The organism is Ochrobactrum sp. 19YEA23 (assembly GCF_029909865.1).
In the GTDB taxonomy this organism is placed as follows: domain Bacteria; phylum Pseudomonadota; class Alphaproteobacteria; order Rhizobiales; family Rhizobiaceae; genus Brucella; species Brucella gambitense.
This window is the reverse complement of the sequence record NZ_JASAMQ010000005.1, coordinates 316,737-335,119: the sequence shown is the minus strand read 5'-3', so window position 1 is coordinate 335,119 and position 18,383 is coordinate 316,737. Positions and strand designations below refer to the sequence as shown.

The following is an 18,383-nucleotide window of genomic DNA, read 5'->3' as shown; positions in this document are numbered from 1 at the left end:
CGGCAGATCAATCCGCCGCCTTCTGCATCAGGGTTACAGACCGGCCCGCTCTTTCGCGCCTGCAACAAGCGCCTTGGCGATAACGATCTGCTGGATTTGCGTCGTGCCTTCATAGATACGGAACAGACGCGCATCGCGGTAAAGCTGCTCGGCGCGATATTCACGAATATAGCCGTTGCCGCCATGCACCTGCACATTGCGGTCGGCAATGCGCCCCACAGCCTCCGAGGCAAACATCTTTGCGCAGGACGCCTCGACACTGACATTCTGCTTTGCGTCGCGCTTGCGCGCCGCATCCAGCACCATGCAGCGCGCCGCATAGGCATCCGCCTTTGAATCCGCGAACATCGCCTGCAAAAGCTGGAAGTCCGACAGAGGTTTGCCAAACTGGCGGCGGCCCACCGCATAATCCAGCATATCGTTGATGATGCGGTCCGACAGACCAACGCAGGCAGCAGCGATATGCAGACGCCCCTTGTCGAGCACTTTCATGGCCGTTTTGAAGCCCTGCCCCTCGACACCGCCTATCAAAGCGGAAGCCGGAACCCGGCAATCCTCGAAAATCACATCACAGACATGCGCGCCTTGCTGGCCCATCTTCTTTTCCGGCTTGCCAGTAGAGAGGCCGGGCGTACCGCGCTCAACAGCAAAGGCCGACACGCCCGCCGCACCTTTCTGGGTCGGATCGGTCCGCGCCATCACCGTGAACAGACCCGCATGCGGCGCATTGGTAATGAAACGCTTGGTGCCATTCAGCACATAGAAATCCCCATCCCTGCGCGCCGTCGTCTTGACCGCAGCCGCGTCCGAACCAACATCCGGCTCGGTCAGCGCAAAGGAACCGGTCAACTCGCCGGAGGCGAGAAGCGGCAGGTATTTTGCCTTCTGCTCATCGGTACCATCAATGGCGATGCCCTGCATACCGATGCCGACATTGGTGGCGAAGATCGAGCGGAACGCAGGCGCGGCACGCCCCAGCTCAAACATGACCAGGACCTCCTCCTCCATCGTGAGCCCCAGGCCGCCGAACTCCTCCGGCGCGGTCAGGCCAAACAGGCCCATCTCCCGCATCTCGCTTAGAACATCCGCCGGGATGGCGTCGGCTTCGGCCACTTCAGCCTCCGCCGGGATCAGCCTGTCATCAACGAAACGGCGCAGCGTATCCAGAAATTGCGCCAGCGTATCGGAATCCATAGCCATGATATCCTCCCATGTATGGCAATATATTGTCATTTATACCCATATGCCATTTGAAGCAACAGGCTTTTAAAGCCGATATTTAGACGTTATGGTGAAAGAAGCTTGATAAATTGAGTAAATATATTTACCTTCTTTGGCGGAAGGATCGATCATGAAAGCCATTGTTTTGAAAGAGCGCGGCGCAGCTGGCGTCGCCTATATGGATATGCCGAGCCCAGCTTGCCCACCGGGCTTTGCGCGGGTGCGGATGCTTGCCGCCTCGGTCAATCGCGTCGATCTTTATATGCGGGACAATGGCGCGGGCATTACCCATGACCTCCCACTGATCATGGGTGTCGATGGTGTGGGCGAAGTGCTTGAAGCCCCGCAGGACAGCAGCTTGACCGCAGGCGACCGCGTCATACTCTATCCTTACGAATTTTGTGGCACCTGCCGTCCCTGCCTTGCCGGAGACCAGCCGCTTTGCCATTCGGCGCGCATTCTCGGCGAGCACCGCCATGGAACTTTTGCTGAAGAAGTGGTCCTTCCGGCGCGATCTCTGGTCAAGATCAGCAACAAAGCGGATATCGATCAGGCCGCCGTCCTCGGCGTCGCCTATCTGACAGCATGGCGCATGGTGTTCGGCAAAGCACCAACAGGCCCCGGCAGCGTGGTGTTGATCCAGGGTGCGGGCGGCGGCGTTGCCTATGCGGCCATGCAGCTTGCCCGCATGGCTGGCGCTCGCGTCATCGTCACCACATCCGGCGATGACAAGCTCACCCATTTTCGCAATCTCGGCGTCGAGGTCATCGACTATCGTAACGAGGATGTACCGAAAACTGTTCTGCGCCTGACCGGCGGCGAAGGGGCCGATCTCGTGATCGACAATGTCGGCGAGCGGACATGGGGCGCAAGCCTGCGCAGTGCTGCGCGCGGCGGCCACCTCGTCACCTGTGGCGCGACGACAGGCGCTCATCCTTCCGCCGATCTACAGCGCCTGTTTGTGCGCCAGATCTCTATTGACGGCTCAACCATGGGCAGCATGGAAGAGTTCGGTCGCCTGATCCGCGCCTGGGAGACGGGCGGTTTTAAGCCGCTGATCCACAGCACCGTCACGCTGGAAAATGTGCCCGACGCCTTTGCCCAACTCGAAGATCCGGCCCGCATGGGCAAAATTCTGGTCCGCATCGCCTGAGCTTGCCAAGAGGTTCTCATGTCTTATGAAAATATCCTTGTCACCGTCGAAGGACAGGTCGGCATCATCACATTGAACCGCCCGGAAGCGCTGAATGCGCTGAACCGCCAGCTGACCGCCGAGCTTTCCGAAGCTGCGGCCGCTTTCGATACCGATGCGGCCATCGGCGCCATCGTCATAACCGGCTCGGACAGGGCCTTTGCCGCCGGAGCAGACATCAAGGAAATCAAGGACAAGACATTCGCCGAAGTCTATGAGGAGCAGCTCATCACCTCGACTTGGGAGGGGTTGGCGCGGGTACGAAAGCCGACGATTGCCGCCGTTTCCGGCCACGCCATCGGCGGCGGCTGCGAGATCGCCATGATGTGCGACATGATTATCGCTTCCGAAACCGCGCGTTTTGCGCTGCCGGAAACCTCTATCGGCATTATTCCCGGCGCCGGCGGCACACAGCGCCTGACCCGTATCGTCGGCAAAGCCGTGGCGATGGATATGATTCTGAGTGGCCGCGCGCTTTCAGCAGCGGAAGCCCAAAGCATGGGATTGGTGAGCCGCGTCGTTCCGGCGGGGTCGCAGGTGCAAGAGGCGGTGAAGCTCGCCGCCAAGGTTGCCGCTTATTCCCGACCCGTCGTGCAACTGGCCAAGGAAGCAGTCAACAAGGCCTACGAGACCCATCTGCAGGAAGGCATTTATGTCGAGCGCCGCCTGCTCTATTCAACCTTCGCACTGGACGACCGTCGCGAGGGCATGAACGCTTTCGCCGAAAAGCGCCCGCCACAGTTCCGCAACCGCTGATATCGAAAGCGTCTGTCTCGAAGACGGGTGGTCTGCCTTGATGCTCGCATCAAGGCAGACCACCCGAATTTTTTTAATAAAACCATATTGATAAAACGTACTTCTGCTTTAGCGCGCGGCCAACCGCCAGGATGTGGGCACTCAACCGTCATCGGCACGCTGGCTGACATTCCCGCTATTGTCGACGGCAAGAAGGGCACGATCATCAGCGCGGGCTTTTCAGAACTAACATGGCATTGAATTAAGTATTGAAACTCCGATCTTTGATGAAAGATCGGAGTTTTCTTTATTTACACTTGAGCCTACACTCAATTCGCTATCGGGGAGACCATGACGTGAGCGAAAGCGAACAGGGTTCAACAATTGGCGTCCGTCCTCCATCCATGCTGGATGCTCTGGTGCCTTGCATCGCGCTCATCGTCTTTCTGGCCCTCTCCTATTATCTGTTTGGGGAGGAAGCTTCGTCCGGCCCAAACCAGATCGCCCTTGCAATCTGCGGCATGATCGCAGCAGGCGTCGCCTACAAGAACGGATCGCCATGGTCTGCTGTCCGCGCATCCGTCGTCGACGGGATTTCAGCCGGCTTACCGGCCATTCTCATCCTGATGGCGGTCGGCGCATTGATCGGCACATGGGCGCTCAGCGGCACAATCATTTCCATGGTCTATTACGGGTTGAAACTTCTCAATCCCGATTATTTCTATGCAACCACAGCCGTCGTTTGCGCCGCTGTTGCATTCAGCATCGGCAGTTCCTGGACTGTCGCGGGCACCATCGGCATCGGCCTGATGGGTGTCGCGGCCCATATGGAGCTATCACCGGCCATTACGGCGGGAGCGGTCATTTCCGGCGCTTATTTCGGCGACAAGGCATCACCGCTATCCGATACAGTCAATCTGGCGGCGGCATCCGCCGGTTCGGAAGTATTCGACCACATCAGGGAATCGCTCTGGGTATCGATCCCCTCCTTGCTTCTGGCGATTGTGCTGTTTGGCCTTTTGGGCGAGCAGAACGATTTTGACGCCAGTTCTCTGCTCACAAAGATCGACAGCCAGATACAGGTTTCTCTCTGGGCGTTCCTGCCGCTGCTGCTGGTCTTCGTGCTGTCGGTCGCGCGAGTTTCTCCCGTTGTTGCGATCTTCAGCGGCGCTCTGGCCGGAGCGGTGCAAGGCGTCGTCATGGACCCGCAGCGCGTGATCGCTTTTGCCAATGACGCCACGCTGCCCAGCGCGCTCGCGTTGTTGAAGGGCGCATGGTTGGCGCTTGCCACCGGCTATACGAGTTCCGTTGGTGACCACGATATCGACATCATCCTCAGCCGAGGCGGCATGGCCAGCATGATGACAACCATTTGGCTTATCATCACCGCACTCGCCTTCGGCGCGGTGATCGAACATGCGGGCATTCTCAATCGCCTGATCGGCCCAATGATCCGCCGTACCAAATCCGATGCCGGTCTGGTCAGCACCGTTGCAGGAACCGCCGTGCTGACAAATGTGGTCACGTCCGATCAGTATATTTCGATTGCCCTGCCGGGACGCATGTTCAAACAGGCCTTTGCCAATCGCGGGCTGGCGCCTGCCCTCCTGTCCCGCGTGCTCGGCGACAGCGCAACCGTGACCTCTCCGTTGATACCATGGAACAGCTGCGGTGCTTATATGGCCGCAGCGCTTGGGGTCAGCACCACCGCCTATGCGGCCTTTTGCTTCTTCAACATCATCAATCTGGTGATGTCGATCAGCTTTACGCTGCTGGGATGGCGCGTGCTTCGCATCGCCCCCAAACAGGCGTCTAGCTGACGATCCCTTTCCTGCGATAAAGCAGCCAGAGGAACCAGATACCGCCCACCAGAGACGCGATGAGACCCGGCGACATCGGCCATGGGTAGGCGATATTGCGCCCCAGCCAATCGGCGAAGATCAACATCAGCGCGCCAACCAGCGCCGCTGCGGTCAAGCGAACCCCGATGGTGCGAAAGCCAAGCAGCGACACAAAATGCGGAACCATCAGCCCGATGAAACTGATGGGACCGACAGTCAGTGTCGCGGCTGTCGTCGCCACACCGGCTATCAGCAGCAAAATCCCACGGCTTTGCGGCACCTTCAATCCGATGGCGCGGGTGGTGGTATCGCCAAGCGGAAAGATTTCAAGCGGGCGTTTCAGAAGCGCGGCTGCCAGAAAGACGATCAGCGCACAGACACAAACCAGAATGGCGTCGCTGCTGCCGACATTGCCCATGGACCCGGAATACCAGTTCAAAAGCCCGGCCACACGCGGGTTACCGCTGGCGAGAAGCAGAATCATCAAGGCGTGGAAAGCACTGCCAAGACCGACCCCCACCAGCAGAACCCGCTCCGGCTGAAACGCCATGCGCTTGCCGATCAGCGCAATCGCCGCCAGAACGGCAAATGCACCTATGGAGGCGACCACCAGTTTGGACATGCCACCGGAGTTGGGCAGAAACAGCACCGCGACAGCCAGACCGACGCCTGCACCATAGCCGATACCCAACAGATCGGGGCTCGCCATCGGGTTTCTCAATGTGCCCTGCAGGATCACCCCTGCAACAGCCAGACACACGCCAGCACCAGCCGCCGCAAAAATGCGCGGGACACGCCAGAAGCTCGCCGCCATGTCCGACACATCGGGCAGGCTGAAAGCCCAGCCTTGCGCGTTCTTCGTCACCAGAAATGACAAAGCTGCACTCACGATGCATAGACCGCAAAGCATTAGCAGCGCTCTTCCAGGATGCTTGAGAGCGTTGATTTCCGATGCCGGTTCTCCGATTTGCGGCGCGCTGCCAAGCCGCACACGCGTTGCGAGGATCACCAAGACGGGCCCGGTGAAAAGACCTGCAGCAGCGCCCGCCGGAATATTTCCGACAAAGGGCGTGATTGCCCGCAAAAGCTGATCAATGCCCACGAGCAACAGTGCACCCAGAATGGCCGACCATCCCAGACGCCGCCCGTCATAGCCCGGTGCAAAAGCGCGCGCCAGATTGGGAGCAGCAAGCCCGACCATCCCGATCAGCCCGAGGCTGCTGGTGACGATTGCAGCCATCGCCGCAGCGGCAGCCAGCAGGACCAGCCGCATGAAGGCCGGGGACACACCCAGCCCCTTGGCCTGACCATCGCCCAACGACAGGAGGTTGAGCGGTCGCTGCAACAGCAAAATCAGCACAGCCAATGGCAGCAGACGCGGCAGAAGATAGAGGAAGACCTCCCATCCATCCTGTTGCAGGGAGCCTGCCTGCCAGGTCAGAAGATTGATCAGATAATCATGATTGAACAGGACAAGCAGGCTGAAAACAGCGTTGCAATAGAGCCCCACCATCAACCCAGCCAGCACGACGGTCGTGGATGAGAACCGCCCTGCCGAAGCAACCAGCAGGGAAATACCGAGCGCCACAGCAGCTCCGCCAAGCGCGATGGGCTCGCTGCCGACGGTCCACAGACCGGGTGCAAAAACCAGCGCCAAAGCGAGGGCGATCTGTGCACCGGATGCAACGCCGAGCAGGCCCGGCTCTGCCAACGGATTGCGCAGTACCGTCTGGAAAACGGCACCGCCCAACCCCAACACCCCACCCACCAGAAGCCCCACCGCAAGGCGCGGCAGAAAACTGTAGAAACCGATCACATGGCGCGGATCGTCAAGATCGGGCGCGATGAAAATGCGCAACCATTCCGTAGGCTTTGCAATGCTGAGAAAGCCTTGAACCACAAGCAGCAGAACCAGAACCGAGGCAATGATCAGCACTGGCCAGCGAAGCGGAAAGCGCCGTTGCGCGTGTTTGTGGCCGGATGAAACGGAGCCGATACGCATCACCGCAACCTCACGCCTTTTCCGGCATCTGCGTCAGGGCAGAAGCGATCAGCCCCGAAAGATGCACCGCGGAAGCCACACCGCCGAAGGGGTGAAACTGGTTCAGCCAGGCAACGCGTTTGTTACGCACGGGCGCAAGCAATTTCCACATGGTGTTTTGTTGCAGTGATCGCTCCGTCTGAAGCCGTTGCGATGGAATATCGACCACCAGAAATGCCGCATCGGGGTTGTCCATCAGCCGGTCGAGACCGGCGCGCGCCATGCCGGTTCCGTTGACCGGCCCTGTCCATAGATTGGCGAGGCCGAGCTTGCGCAGCACGGCATCCGGCAGCGTACCCGCGCCATACATGGTCATCTCGCGCCCGCCAATATCGGGCAGCATGATACCGACAGGATGATCGTGCCCGGCAAGCTGCGCTCGCGCCTCGGCAAAGCGGTCCTCGGCCATTTGCGCAATCGCATCTGCGCCGGAACGCGGCACGCCGCAAAGCTCGGCCACCCGGTTGAGAATATCGACGGCCAGCTGATAGCGCTCGACATTGGGGGTAGTAATGCTTGGCACCAGCTCCACCCGCGCCACATCCGCGATGCGCGGTGTCATGACCATATTATAGTCGGTGGCGATGATGAAATCGGGCCGCAATTCCGCCAGCGCTTCAAGATTGATTTCCCAGAATGGACCGACATCGGCAACAGTGTCGGGCAAGACCGGCGACGCCATGCGCTGACGGTAGAAACTCGTATCGGACAACCCCACCGGCACGATGCCCAAAGAAAGCATGGCTTCTGCCGCCGCCCAGTCTATCGACACAATGCGCGCTGCATCCCCTGCCCGTGCCTGATGCAGAACGCCGGAAGGCCCCGCGCAAAGCGCGAGGCCCGATCCCGACAACAGGCCGAGTAATATCTGGCGACGGGTCAGCAAAGCATTCGCCTTAAAAACTGACTTTCACCCGGCCGATGACCGAGCGACGGTCGCCTTCATAGCAGCTCACCGCATCCTCACAGGTGGTGAAATACTTCTTGTCAAAGAGGTTTGTCGCATTGAGCTGGAAGGTCATGTCCTTGTATTTGTAGCTCACACCGGCATCGACCAAGGTGCGGCCATCAACCTTGACCGTATTGGCCTTGTCGCCATAGCTGGAGCCGACATAACGCACGCCGCTGCCAAGGCTCAGACCTTCCAAAGCGCCGCTGTTGAATGTGTAGTTCAGCCATGCCGAGGCCTGATGTTCAGGCACCATTGTCGACTGCTTGCCGATATAGGCGGCGGCGTCCTCAGTGATTTCGGTATGGGTATAGGTGTAGGACCCAATGAAGTCCCAGCCATAGGAAAGGTTGACCTTGCCTTCCAGCTCCAGACCGCGCGAATGGACTTCGCCGGTTGCTTGCGGGCCATCAATATAGCTGTAGGAAACTACATTGGACTTCACGATGTCGAACCATGCCATTGTGAACAGGCCGTCGAATTCCTTCGGCTGGTATTTGACGCCTGCTTCCCACTGACGCCCTTCCGACGGATCGAAGGTGTTGCCGCTATTGTCCGTACCGAGATTGGGAACGAAGGATTCCGAATAGCTGACATAGGGTGCAATACCCCAGGGCGTGACATAGGTGATGCCGGCGCGACCGCTGAACTTGCCGATATTCTGATCCGTATCGCTGTCATCGAGACGGTTATGATTGTCGAGGTTCAGCCAGTCATAGCGACCACCGAGTGTCACGATCCAGCTATCGTTGAACTTGATCTGATCCTGCGCATAAATGCCGGTCTGATTGTATTTCTGGCGATAGCTCTGGGTCAGTGTCGTCGGCACGGCGATGGGAATACCGTAAGACGGGTTGAACGGATTGAGGCTTGGCGCAGGATCGCGATACTGCGAGACGTCGGAGTCGGAATAGGAATAGTCGAGACCGAACAGCGCTTCATGCGCGATATTGCCGGTTTCAAATTCGGCTACCGCCTGATTGTCCACGACAAAGCCGCTCATATTCTCGTCGAAACGACGCGCCTGCCGGGTAATCCCCGTTGGTCCAAGACCAAGCGCCAGCACATTGTCGAGAAGGAAGCTGACCTGACCGTAACGCAGGTTCTGCTTCAGGGTCCAGGTGTCGTTCAGATGATGTTCGAACTCATAGCCGATGCTGCCCTGCTTCTGCACGCTTCTGTTGAAGTCGGGATCGCCAACCAGAATGTTCGGGGAGTTCGGATAAAGATTGCTGATCGTGGCAGGCAGAACGCTGCCGCCGCTGTCGTCACGCAATAGTTGGCCGGAAACAGTCAGCGACGTGTCGGCATCCGGCGCCCAGGTGAGCGACGGTGCGAACATGTAGCGGTCGTCCTTGACCTCGTCGCCATTGGAATATTCGAACTGCGTATCGCTTTTGCGCACCACGCCGATCATGCGATAAAGCAGTGTCTTGTCTTCATTGACCGGCCCCGTCAGATCGACGCCAAACTGCTTGCGGTTATAGCTGCCATATTCCACCGAGGCTTCATGAAAGGCTTCGGCCTGCGGCTTCTTGGTGACGCGATTGACCAGACCACCCGCATCGCTCTGGCCATAGAGCGACGACACCGGACCGCGCAACACTTCAATCGAATCCAGCTCGTAGGGGTCCGTGCGGAAGAAGGTGTAGCTGTTGGATAGCTGCCGCAGGCCATCCTGATAGGAACTGGTGGACTGGGCATTGAAACCACGCATCAAAATCCAGTCATAGCCCTTCGGGTCCGGACCATAGGTTTCAATCGTCACGCCTGGCACATAGCGCAGGATTTCCGTTACGCTCTGGGCATTCTGGGTTTCGATCTGCTTGCGGCTGACCACCGAAACCGACTGCGGCACTTCAATCAAAGGCGTATCGGTCTTGGTTGCGCCTCTGGAATTTTCGACCACGACGCTGCCAGACGTGTCGCCCGCGACTGCGCCTTGCAGGGTGATCGTGTCGAGAAGCAGCGAACCGTCCGCAGCCACGGCTCCCGCATCACCTGCCTGCTGGGTGGAAATGGTCACGGTGTTACCGCGAATGCGATAGGAGAGGCCCGAGCCGGACAGGATGCTGTTCAACGCTTCCGAGCGGGTGAGCGAGCCTTTCGCACCGGACGAATTCTTGCCGCGCACGATATTGGCATCATAGAAAAGTTGGACGCCGGTATTGTTGGAATATTGCACCAGAGCCTTGGACAAAGGTTGCGCGGCAATATCGAAGGAAATGCGCTGTACCTGCTGCCCGGCACCAGCCGCCTGCGCCCAGACAGGGCTTGTCGCAAACGAAGCGACGGCAACCAGCGCACTTGCTGCCAGAAGATGCAAGGATAGCTTCGATTTGAGAAGAAGAGCTGCGCGTCCCTGGCCAATCCCTGTCTGAATTCCGCTCGTCTTATCCACGCGCATGCTGCAATCCCCAATGTCTGACACCCCCGCCGACGGGCGGGAAACTCCGTTTCATGGCGGCCGCCAAGCAGCCCCTCAGATGGTTAGACACCTCGGAAGCGCGAACTAATGATCGGTCTGGAAAATATTTCTGATAATTTTTGTCAGGTTAACGTCGCGTGACGACTGTTACCCAGCCGGAAGCGTTCATAACCTTGACGGGAAGGGTTTCCGCAATGGTGGCAAGCGCCGCCTCTGCATCGCGCGTGTCGAAGATTGCCGTCACCGGCATGTTCCCTATTTCGGCATCGGTCAGGAAAATCCTGCCCCGGCGATAACGTTCCAATTCCGTCAATACACGGCGCAGCGGCACATCTTCGAAGATCACGCGGTCATTGCGCCATGCTTCGACAATCTGACTGTCGGAGCGATGCGGCGCGGCGATAGCGTCACCACCGAACGTCAGTTGCCAGCCTTCGTCGAGCCGCACCGGCGCGGCATCGCCAAAGGCCACCGACACAGCATGTTCAACCACGGAAACCGTAACCGCATCCTCGTCCAGCTTGACATCGAAGGCTGTGCCAAGCGCGGTGATGGTGCCGCCTTTGGCGGAAACTACAAAAGGGCGCGCCGCATCGGCAGCAACCTGAAAGAAGCCTTGCCCCTGATGCAGCACCAGATCGCGGCGCTTGTCGGAAAAATCGACCGAAAGGGCGGAATAGCTGCCAAGCTCCACCGTGCTGCCATCGGCAAGGGTAAAGCTGCGGCGCTCGCCCACACCAGTCTTGTAGGTCGCAAACAAGCCGGGGCGCGATAGCATATAGGCACCGGGCGCCAACACCAGCGCCGCAAGCCCGCCCAGAACGACCCCACGCCTGCTGACGCGGTTCGAGCCCTTGTACCTGTCATATTCGGGTTTTACAGCATCGAAACGCTGCCACAGGACTTGCGCACGCTCATAAGCAACACGGTGCGCCGGATCGGATGCCATCCAGGTCGAGAACGCGCGCCGGTCATCAGCGCTGACGGCGGTATCCTGCAAAAGCACGAACCATTCCAACGCCTTCATGAAAACCGGGTCGGTCTCGAAATCCTTCATGCCTGTCCACAACTGCCTTGGCTCTTCCTAGGCGGAGAGCCGTTTGTCGAGTTCGGCCAGAGCCGCCACAATCTGGGTTATAACCGTATTGCGCGAAATTCCCATACGCTCGGCAACTTCGTCGTAAGTCAGGCCTTCGATCCTGTTGAGGACGAAAGCCTCACGGCGACGTGGCGGCAAGTCTGCAATGGCCTGCAAAAGACGGCGCAGCTCGCTGCGATAAAGTGCTGTGATTTCCGGCGAAGGCGTGCTGTCGGCATAACGCTCCGGCGCGTCATCTTCAATCTCCACATCGGAGCGGCGGCGCGCATCGCGCAGGTGATTGAGAGCCAGATTGCGTGCGGCGCGTTTGACATAGGCCGCGCCTGGAGCACCATCGCGTGAGCCGTCATCCGGCCGCGACAGCATGTTGAGAAAGGCCTGCTGGACGACATCTTCTGCGGTCGCCGTGTTGCCGACGATGCGCCGCACGAAAGCGCGCAGACCAACCTGTTCGCTCTCGTAAAGTTCAGTCAGATCCCACAGCCGTGAGGTCATTCTATCGCGATCCCCGCAGACATATTGCTCTGCATCGGCAATAGCGTTTCGCAAAATCTCATGCAATCACAGTGATTTAGAAGAATTCCAGCTAACGCGACAAAATCATGTGCTAAATAGTCATGTTTTTACAAACAAAACATAGGCTTCCACTGATAAGCCAGCGTTCCATCAGTCTGCGAACAGGGGCTGGACAGCCAAGCTTTCCAAAGCGCATGTATCAAAAATACCACATTTTATAGGGAGTTGCGGCGCGCCAGGAGCGCAATGAAGCAGGCCCCACCCAGAAGCGAGGCGAACAGGCCAAGCGGCAGATTGTAAGGGAAGGCCACCATCCGCGCGAGCCAGTCTGCGCTGACCATCATCAAAGCGCCGATCAGCATGGAGGCCGCCAGGAAGCGTTTCGGCGTATGCAGCCCGAAATTGCGTGCCAGATGTGGAGCAATCAGCCCGACAAATGAAAGCGGCCCAACCATCATGGACGCAATGGCCGTCAAAAGCGCTGCAATCATCACGATGACAAGACGCGGCAGGATGAGCGAAAGACCAAGACTCCGCATGGTCACCGAACCGAGCGGCAAAATGTCGAGCCAGCGCGACAGGGTGAGCAGAAGGGCAAACCCCACCGCCAATGCGATTGCCGCCAGCCAAAGCTGCATCGGCGTCGCCTGCGCACCGGTGCCGCTTAACCAGCCGAGCAGGACAAAAGCCTGCGGAGAACCGGTTGCGATAATGGCTGTCAGAATGGAGCTGACCATCGCGCCAAGGCCGACACCAGCCAGAAGCAGCTTTTCAGCACCGAAGCCGCTGCGCGCTGCGACGGCCAGAATGAAGATCAGCGCCAGTACCGACCCGATGGAAGCGCCTAACCATTGCATGGACAGGCCCGCAACCGGTAGCAGCAAAACCACCGCCAGACCGCCACCCGCACCAAGGCCGACGCCCAGAATTTCCGGACTGGCGAGCGGATTGCCGGTCATGCGCTGGAGAATGGCCCCGGCCAAGGCCAGCATACCGCCCGATAGCCCGGCCAGAGCAAGCCTTTGCAAGCGCCAGTCGAAAAGCGCGTCGAACAGTTCACCACGGGCAAGGACAAAACCGTCCTGCCCCCGACCGAGACTGAGCGTGATGGCAGCAGCAAGCAGGACAAGCACAAGCAGAACGGCGAAGAAAAGACCCGTGCGTTTCAGACGAATCGCGTTCGCTTCGCTCTGACCGGCTGGCCATTCAAACATGCGCAGACGCGGCAGCATCCACAGCAGCAAGGGGCCACCGAGCAGTGCGGTCGCAGCGCCGACCGGCAGGCGGTCGCCAGTGACAGTCTGCAACAGGCTGACGCAGCCGTCAGTCAACCAGAGCAAAACCGCCCCAATAGCGGGTGCAACGATCAGCTTTGTTTTAAGACGCCGCGCGCCGGACAGCTGCGCCAGCGTGGGGGCGACCAGACCGACAAAGCCCAATATGCCGACCTCGGCGGTAATGCTGGCCGCCAGCCAGACGGCAATGGCAATCACCAGAAGGCGGCTTGCCGCCAGCGACAGGCCGAGACTGCGCGCATTGGCATTGTCGAGCGCCAGCAATGTCAGTGGGCGCAGCAGGAAGAAGGCAATCCCGCCGCCGATCAGAACCCGTAGGCCAAGTGAAACGCCCGGCCCCCAGCTTTGCTGTTCCAGCGAACCGCCGCCCCAGACGAACAGCGAGAAGACATATTCACCATTGGCGAGAATAAGCGCCGTGCTTGCCGCCGTTGCGGTCAGCGACACGATCATGCCGCAGAGAATGACCGAAGCCGGTTCCAGCGAGCGTTTCCAGTTGAGCCCCAGCACCAGACTGACCGCCGCCAGACCGCCCGCCAGTGCCAGCCATTCGCGGGAGATCAACGCCGCGGGTAGATAGAGCATGCCAGCCGTCATGGCGAGTTGCGCCCCGGCAGCAATGCCGAGTGTCGAAGGTTCGGCGAGGGGATTGCGCAAGACCTGCTGCAACAGCAAACCCGAGAGCCCAAGACCTGCACCGCAGATCAAGGCCATGGCATTGCGCGGCAGAACGGTGTCGAATGCAATCACGCGATGCAGCGCCAGCAGTTCCGGTGAACCGGCTGGAGCATTCAGTGCCCGCGTAAACTCGAAAGCGGCCATAAGAGCTGCGACAAGGGCGAGCAGCCCCCAGAACAGGATCGGCCTTATGCCTGCAGCTCTGGCTTCGACCACCTGCGTCATAGGCGGGCCTCCCCGTTCTCTCCCCAAGTCTGGAGAAGAAGCCAGGCAAAGCGGCGCGCCGCTGGCAATCCGCCGAAATGATCGAGCGGCGGCAGGAACAGCACGCGCTTGTCACGGACGGCTGGCAGCGCATTCCATAGGGAATTCTGCGGCAAACGATAGAGCGTTTCGGGATCGGTTGGACCGATGACCATGATGGATGCGTCCGGCGCTTGGGCCAACTGTTCCAGCCCCACCGGCGCTGCGGCTGAATAGCTTGTGTCCTGCGCCCACGCATTTTCGAACCCAAGCCGAACCAGCACGTCGCCAAACAGACTATCGCGACCAAAGGCACGAAAATGCCGGGCATCGCCCAGACTGATAATGAAGACCTTATGCCTGGAAGCTGATGCGAAATGCTGGCGCGCCTCGGCAATCTCGCGCGCGACCATCGCAATATAGGCGCGAGCTTCGGTAGCCAGACCGAGCTTTTCGCCAAGGTTCAGTGTCGCCTCTTCCAGCATTGCGTAGGGCGGTTGACCCGCACTGTAGACAGTCGGCGCGAAGACCGGCGCAATGCGTTCAAGGGCCGCCCGCTGATACTCATAGAAGTTGGACGCGACGATCAGATCCGGCGCGATCATGCGCAGCAGCTCGAGATTGGGTGCGCCGCGCAAACCGAGATCGGCGACGCTCTCCGGTACTGCCGGTTCAAGCTGCATCTGCCGGTACTGGCGCAGTTCTGATGCTGCTGCCGGCACAGCGCCGATGGCCAGCGCGGTCTCCAGCATGGCCCAGTCGATCACCGCAAAATGGGTTGATGCGGCGTGGGCCGAACGCAGTGCAGGCGCCACGAAAAGGGCGCCTGCAATTCCGAGAACCGTGCGACGGGTAACTGTCATGACGGAACGCGCGGCCAGAACCGGTGCATCACCACTTGGTGTGCACCTTGAGCAAAGCCTTCCTGCCTTCGCCATAACCGCAGACATAGACGCCCTGACATCCAGCGACATAATCCTTGTCGAACAGATTGGTCACGTTGAGATCAATGCCCCAATTATCCTTTTCATAGCCGAGTTTCAAATCGGCGAGTGCCACAGCTGGCACCTTGAGCGTGTTCTGCTCGTCGGCATAGGACGAACCGACATAGCGCACGCCGCCGCCGAGCGTGACGCCCTTGAGCGCGCCTTCAGGCACCTTGTATTCGACGAAGAGCGAAGCCTGCTGTTCCGGCAGAAGATAAGGGCGCTTGCCAACCAGCGATTCATCCGAAGCGTTTTCCTTGACCTTCAGATCATAGGCGGTCACGCTCGCCGTGACTTTCCAGTCGTCGGCAACATTGGCCTGCACTTCAAGTTCGAAGCCGCGCGAATTAACCCTGCCAAGCTGTTCGCGGGCAAAGCTGGAACCGGTCAGCGAGTTTTCCTTGGTCAAGTCAAAGAAGGACGCGGTGATCAGGCCGTCAAAGAATTCCGGACGATATTTGACACCCGCTTCGTACTGAACACCAGTTTCAGGCTTGGCATAGCTGCCGTCATACAGGGTCTCGATGATGGGATTAAAGAAGGTCGCGGCGCTGACATAAGGCGTAATGCCGTTTTCAAATTCGTAGCCGAGACCCGCACGACCCGAAAAACGGCCCGTGTCATATTCGAAGCTCGGCAGACCCGAAGCCTCGGTCCAGACATGATCATAGCGACCGTTCAGCGTCAGTATCCAGCCATCGCCGAACTCCATGCGGTCCTGCGCATAGACACCCACCTGATTGCGACGCAGATCCTGATCGATATAGGGATCCCACATGGGCCCCTGCGGCTCACCGTAAACCGGGTTATAGGCGTCGATGATCGTCGCGCCGCCCGTCTGCTGCATCTGGTCGATGCGGAAATAGCGGTATTCCGCGCCGAACAGCAGATTGTGGTCGATGGCCCCGGTCGTCACCTTGCCTTCAAGCTGGTTGTCGGCCTGGAAGGTGTTTACCGTCGTGTCGTGCTTGAAGTTGATGCGAGACAGATAAGGATTGCCCGCCGTCGGCTGAGCAAGGAAACCGTCATATCCGTATGGATAGAGGCTGTGCTCCTTCACATGCGCAAAGCCGTAGCGGACGTTCTGGCGGATCGTCCAGTCACTGTCGAATGTATGTTCGAACTCATAGCCGATCGATAGCTGCTCGCGGTCATAGGAATCGACATCCGGCTCGGTAAAATTGGCCTTGCGCGAAATCTTGCCGAACTCTGTCGGCACCACCGTGCCATAGTAAGGCAGAAAGCCGCCATCATGTGTCAGGTCGAGATGAGTATAGTTGGCCAGAATGGTGAGGCTGGTCGATTCATCCGGCTTATATTCGATGCTCGGCGAGATGACGCCGCGAAATTCCTTGGAGAAATCCGTGTAGTTGTCGCCGCCCTGAATCTTGCCATTGACGCGGTAATTGACCGTCTCCGTTGCCTTGTCGCCAATGTCGAAGCCGAGATAGCCATTGCCATAGCTGTTGATGCCCGCTTCGAGATAGCGCAGCCGCTCACCCGTCGGGCGCTTGCTGATATAGTTCACGATGCCGCCCGGATTGGCGCCGCCGTAAAGGGCGGATGCCGGGCCGCGCAGAACGTCGATACGCTCGATCCCGAAACTGTCGATGAAGTAACCGCCGAAGCCGTAGCTGAAATTCTGCAACCCATCGAGATAGGTGCCGTTGGCCGTCGCGTCGAAGCCGCGAATATAAAGCCAGTTGGTATCATTATCGACGCCGAAAGGCTGGGCCAGTACACCGGGCGTATAGCGCAAGGCTTCGTCGATCTTCTGCGCGCCGAGCGCGTCCATCTGATCGCGACCGACAACCGATACGGATTGCGGGATCTTATCGATTGCAACACTGTCTTTCGAACCGGTGGTCGTCGCACGCGGGACAAAGCCCTTGACCGGTCCAAGACCTTCGGCGCGCGTGGTGCCGCCATTGCCATCCGACTGGATGACAACCGTGTTCAGCTCGAGGGGTTTGGCGGCTTCCTGCGCAAATGCAGGAATAGCGGCAAGCACGGTGCCGCTTGCCAGCAGGACGAGAAGATTGTGCTTCATCGACGGCATATGATGTGACCCCTCAAAGGATAAAAACGCGAGCCTTCCCAGGCTCCCGCGACCCCGCAGACGGGCTCGTTAATATGAGTGCTTATATCAAGATTATACGGCGGGATTGTTCATTCTTCCGCCAAATTGAACGATTTTCAGCTCATCTCAGCGCGCGGTAAAAAAGCAATCGGGACTGTTGCGATATTACAATTGCTGCTTTAGCCAAGCAGCAGGTGTAGTGCCAGTCTGCTTCTTGAAAACACGGGTGAAATGGGCCTGATCGGAGAACCCGACCAGCGCCGCAATATGCGGCAATGGCGTGTGCGCCTGAAGCAGCAGCACTTGCGCCCGCGCAATGCGCCGCTCCATCTGCCAGCTATGCGGCGACACGCCTGTCGATGCCTTGAAGGCGCTACAGAAATAGGTTTCCGACAGGCCTGCCAGATCGGCCAGTTCCTGCAAGCGGATAATGCGCGCGTAATTATCCTCGATAAAATCGGTCACGCGCCGCAGCCGCCACGGAGAGAGCTTGCTGGCGCCCGCTCGCGGCTGCGCTTCCGCTCCGAACAATTCCGCGACCAGCGCGTTGATCAGGCCTTCGCCATAGAGATCGTGCAACGGCGCATTGGACAGGCACTCTTCCGCCAGAAGCCCGCCGATCTGTTCAATCTTGGTATTGGAAAACAACAGTCGCGGACGCTCAATCGCGGCTCTGTCGAGCGCGCCGCCAAAGCGCTGCTGAAGCGTGTTGATGTCCAGATGCAGATCGAGATGCTTGAGCTTGCCCGGTCTTGCACTCTCGCTCCAGATCGTCATGCCCGCCGGAATATAGCAGAGGCGCGACGGGTTCGCGCCTTGCGCGACCGCACGCCCTTTGCTGCCGGGACGGATATCCAACGCGCCCTGACTTTCGCAGACGAGAAACAGGCGCGGCGCTTGCGAAACATATTCGCCACGCGCGCCGGGACCGCATTCGACAGACCACACGTCGGCAATCGCGCCGTTCCAGACGCGATAATGAAGATCGTCAAGTAAAGTGACGTCTTCGATCCGGCTTTTCATATGCGGATGGAAACCCAACTGATCTTTCCCAAGGCCACGATTGCGAGCATTTCCTG

Annotated in this window: 13 protein-coding genes; 3 read left to right on the top strand and 10 right to left on the bottom strand. The window is 59.0% G+C overall.

The window, feature by feature from the left end; translation table 11 throughout:
* Nucleotides 1-33 precede the first annotated feature (33 nt).
* A complete protein-coding gene (locus tag QBD01_RS15415; protein WP_280993521.1) occupies nt 34-1,200 on the bottom strand; it encodes an acyl-CoA dehydrogenase family protein in 1,167 nt (388 codons plus the stop codon).
* Nucleotides 1,201-1,351: 151 nt separating this feature from the next.
* On the opposite strand from QBD01_RS15415, the gene QBD01_RS15410 reads away from it, so the two are divergent.
* The 3 genes from QBD01_RS15410 (at nt 1,352) to QBD01_RS15400 (ending at nt 4,968) form a co-directional block, all read left to right on the top strand.
* Nucleotides 1,352-2,374, top strand: a complete 1,023-nt coding sequence (locus tag QBD01_RS15410) for a zinc-binding dehydrogenase (protein WP_280993520.1) — start codon at nt 1,352-1,354, stop codon at nt 2,372-2,374.
* 18 nt (nt 2,375-2,392) lie between these two features.
* Nucleotides 2,393-3,169 carry an enoyl-CoA hydratase-related protein gene (locus QBD01_RS15405; protein ID WP_280993519.1) on the top strand — a complete coding sequence of 259 codons (777 nt, stop codon included), beginning with the start codon at nt 2,393-2,395 and terminating at the stop codon, nt 3,167-3,169.
* 335 nt (nt 3,170-3,504) lie between these two features.
* Nucleotides 3,505-4,968: a Na+/H+ antiporter NhaC family protein gene (locus tag QBD01_RS15400; protein ID WP_280993518.1), complete on the top strand. Its 1,464-nt coding sequence runs from the start codon at nt 3,505-3,507 to the stop codon at nt 4,966-4,968.
* Here the strand turns inward: QBD01_RS15400 and fhuB (QBD01_RS15395) are convergent.
* The 9 genes from fhuB (QBD01_RS15395) to QBD01_RS15355 all read right to left on the bottom strand — a co-directional run bounded on the left by fhuB (QBD01_RS15395) (nt 4,961) and on the right by QBD01_RS15355 (nt 18,345).
* Complete coding sequence (gene fhuB, locus QBD01_RS15395; protein WP_280993517.1) at nt 4,961-6,991, bottom strand: Fe(3+)-hydroxamate ABC transporter permease FhuB; 2,031 nt, start codon at nt 6,989-6,991, stop codon at nt 4,961-4,963. The genes QBD01_RS15400 and fhuB (QBD01_RS15395) overlap by 8 nt on opposite strands.
* A gap of 10 nt (nt 6,992-7,001) precedes the next feature.
* Nucleotides 7,002-7,916, bottom strand: a complete 915-nt coding sequence (locus tag QBD01_RS15390) for an ABC transporter substrate-binding protein (RefSeq protein WP_280993516.1) — start codon at nt 7,914-7,916, stop codon at nt 7,002-7,004.
* A 10-nt stretch (nt 7,917-7,926) separates the two neighbouring features.
* Nucleotides 7,927-10,386: a TonB-dependent siderophore receptor gene (locus QBD01_RS15385; RefSeq protein ID WP_280993515.1), complete on the bottom strand. Its 2,460-nt coding sequence runs from the start codon at nt 10,384-10,386 to the stop codon at nt 7,927-7,929.
* Between the two features lie 148 nt (nt 10,387-10,534).
* The gene (locus tag QBD01_RS15380; RefSeq protein WP_280993514.1) at nt 10,535-11,464 is read right to left on the bottom strand and encodes a FecR family protein; all 930 of its coding nucleotides are present in this window, start codon (nt 11,462-11,464) and stop codon (nt 10,535-10,537) included.
* A gap of 27 nt (nt 11,465-11,491) precedes the next feature.
* Complete coding sequence (locus tag QBD01_RS15375; RefSeq protein WP_182522887.1) at nt 11,492-12,001, bottom strand: sigma-70 family RNA polymerase sigma factor; 510 nt, start codon at nt 11,999-12,001, stop codon at nt 11,492-11,494.
* 236 nt (nt 12,002-12,237) lie between these two features.
* Nucleotides 12,238-14,220, bottom strand: coding sequence for a Fe(3+)-hydroxamate ABC transporter permease FhuB (gene fhuB, locus QBD01_RS15370; RefSeq protein WP_280993513.1), 1,983 nt, complete (start codon nt 14,218-14,220; stop codon nt 12,238-12,240).
* Nucleotides 14,217-15,101: an iron-siderophore ABC transporter substrate-binding protein gene (locus QBD01_RS15365; RefSeq protein WP_280993512.1), complete on the bottom strand. Its 885-nt coding sequence runs from the start codon at nt 15,099-15,101 to the stop codon at nt 14,217-14,219. Before QBD01_RS15365 ends, fhuB (QBD01_RS15370) begins: the two co-directional genes overlap by 4 nt.
* Before the next feature lie 28 nt (nt 15,102-15,129).
* Nucleotides 15,130-17,283, bottom strand: a complete 2,154-nt coding sequence (locus QBD01_RS15360; RefSeq protein ID WP_280993511.1) for a TonB-dependent siderophore receptor — start codon at nt 17,281-17,283, stop codon at nt 15,130-15,132.
* Nucleotides 17,284-17,469: 186 nt separating this feature from the next.
* Nucleotides 17,470-18,345, bottom strand: coding sequence for an AraC family transcriptional regulator (locus QBD01_RS15355; RefSeq protein WP_280993510.1), 876 nt, complete (start codon nt 18,343-18,345; stop codon nt 17,470-17,472).
* Nucleotides 18,346-18,383: the final 38 nt, after the last annotated feature.

Coding starts and splice junctions, on each gene's coding strand:
- QBD01_RS15415 (WP_280993521.1), bottom strand. CDS start 1,200: ATGGCTATGGATTCCGATACGCTGGCGCAATTTCTGGATACGCTGCGC.
- QBD01_RS15410 (WP_280993520.1), top strand. CDS start 1,352: ATGAAAGCCATTGTTTTGAAAGAGCGCGGCGCAGCTGGCGTCGCCTAT.
- QBD01_RS15405 (WP_280993519.1), top strand. CDS start 2,393: ATGTCTTATGAAAATATCCTTGTCACCGTCGAAGGACAGGTCGGCATC.
- fhuB (WP_280993517.1), bottom strand. CDS start 6,991: ATGCGTATCGGCTCCGTTTCATCCGGCCACAAACACGCGCAACGGCGC.
- QBD01_RS15385 (WP_280993515.1), bottom strand. CDS start 10,386: ATGCGCGTGGATAAGACGAGCGGAATTCAGACAGGGATTGGCCAGGGA.
- QBD01_RS15380 (WP_280993514.1), bottom strand. CDS start 11,464: ATGAAGGATTTCGAGACCGACCCGGTTTTCATGAAGGCGTTGGAATGG.
- QBD01_RS15375 (WP_182522887.1), bottom strand. CDS start 12,001: ATGACCTCACGGCTGTGGGATCTGACTGAACTTTACGAGAGCGAACAG.
- fhuB (WP_280993513.1), bottom strand. CDS start 14,220: ATGACGCAGGTGGTCGAAGCCAGAGCTGCAGGCATAAGGCCGATCCTG.
- QBD01_RS15365 (WP_280993512.1), bottom strand. CDS start 15,101: ATGACAGTTACCCGTCGCACGGTTCTCGGAATTGCAGGCGCCCTTTTC.
- QBD01_RS15360 (WP_280993511.1), bottom strand. CDS start 17,283: ATGCCGTCGATGAAGCACAATCTTCTCGTCCTGCTGGCAAGCGGCACC.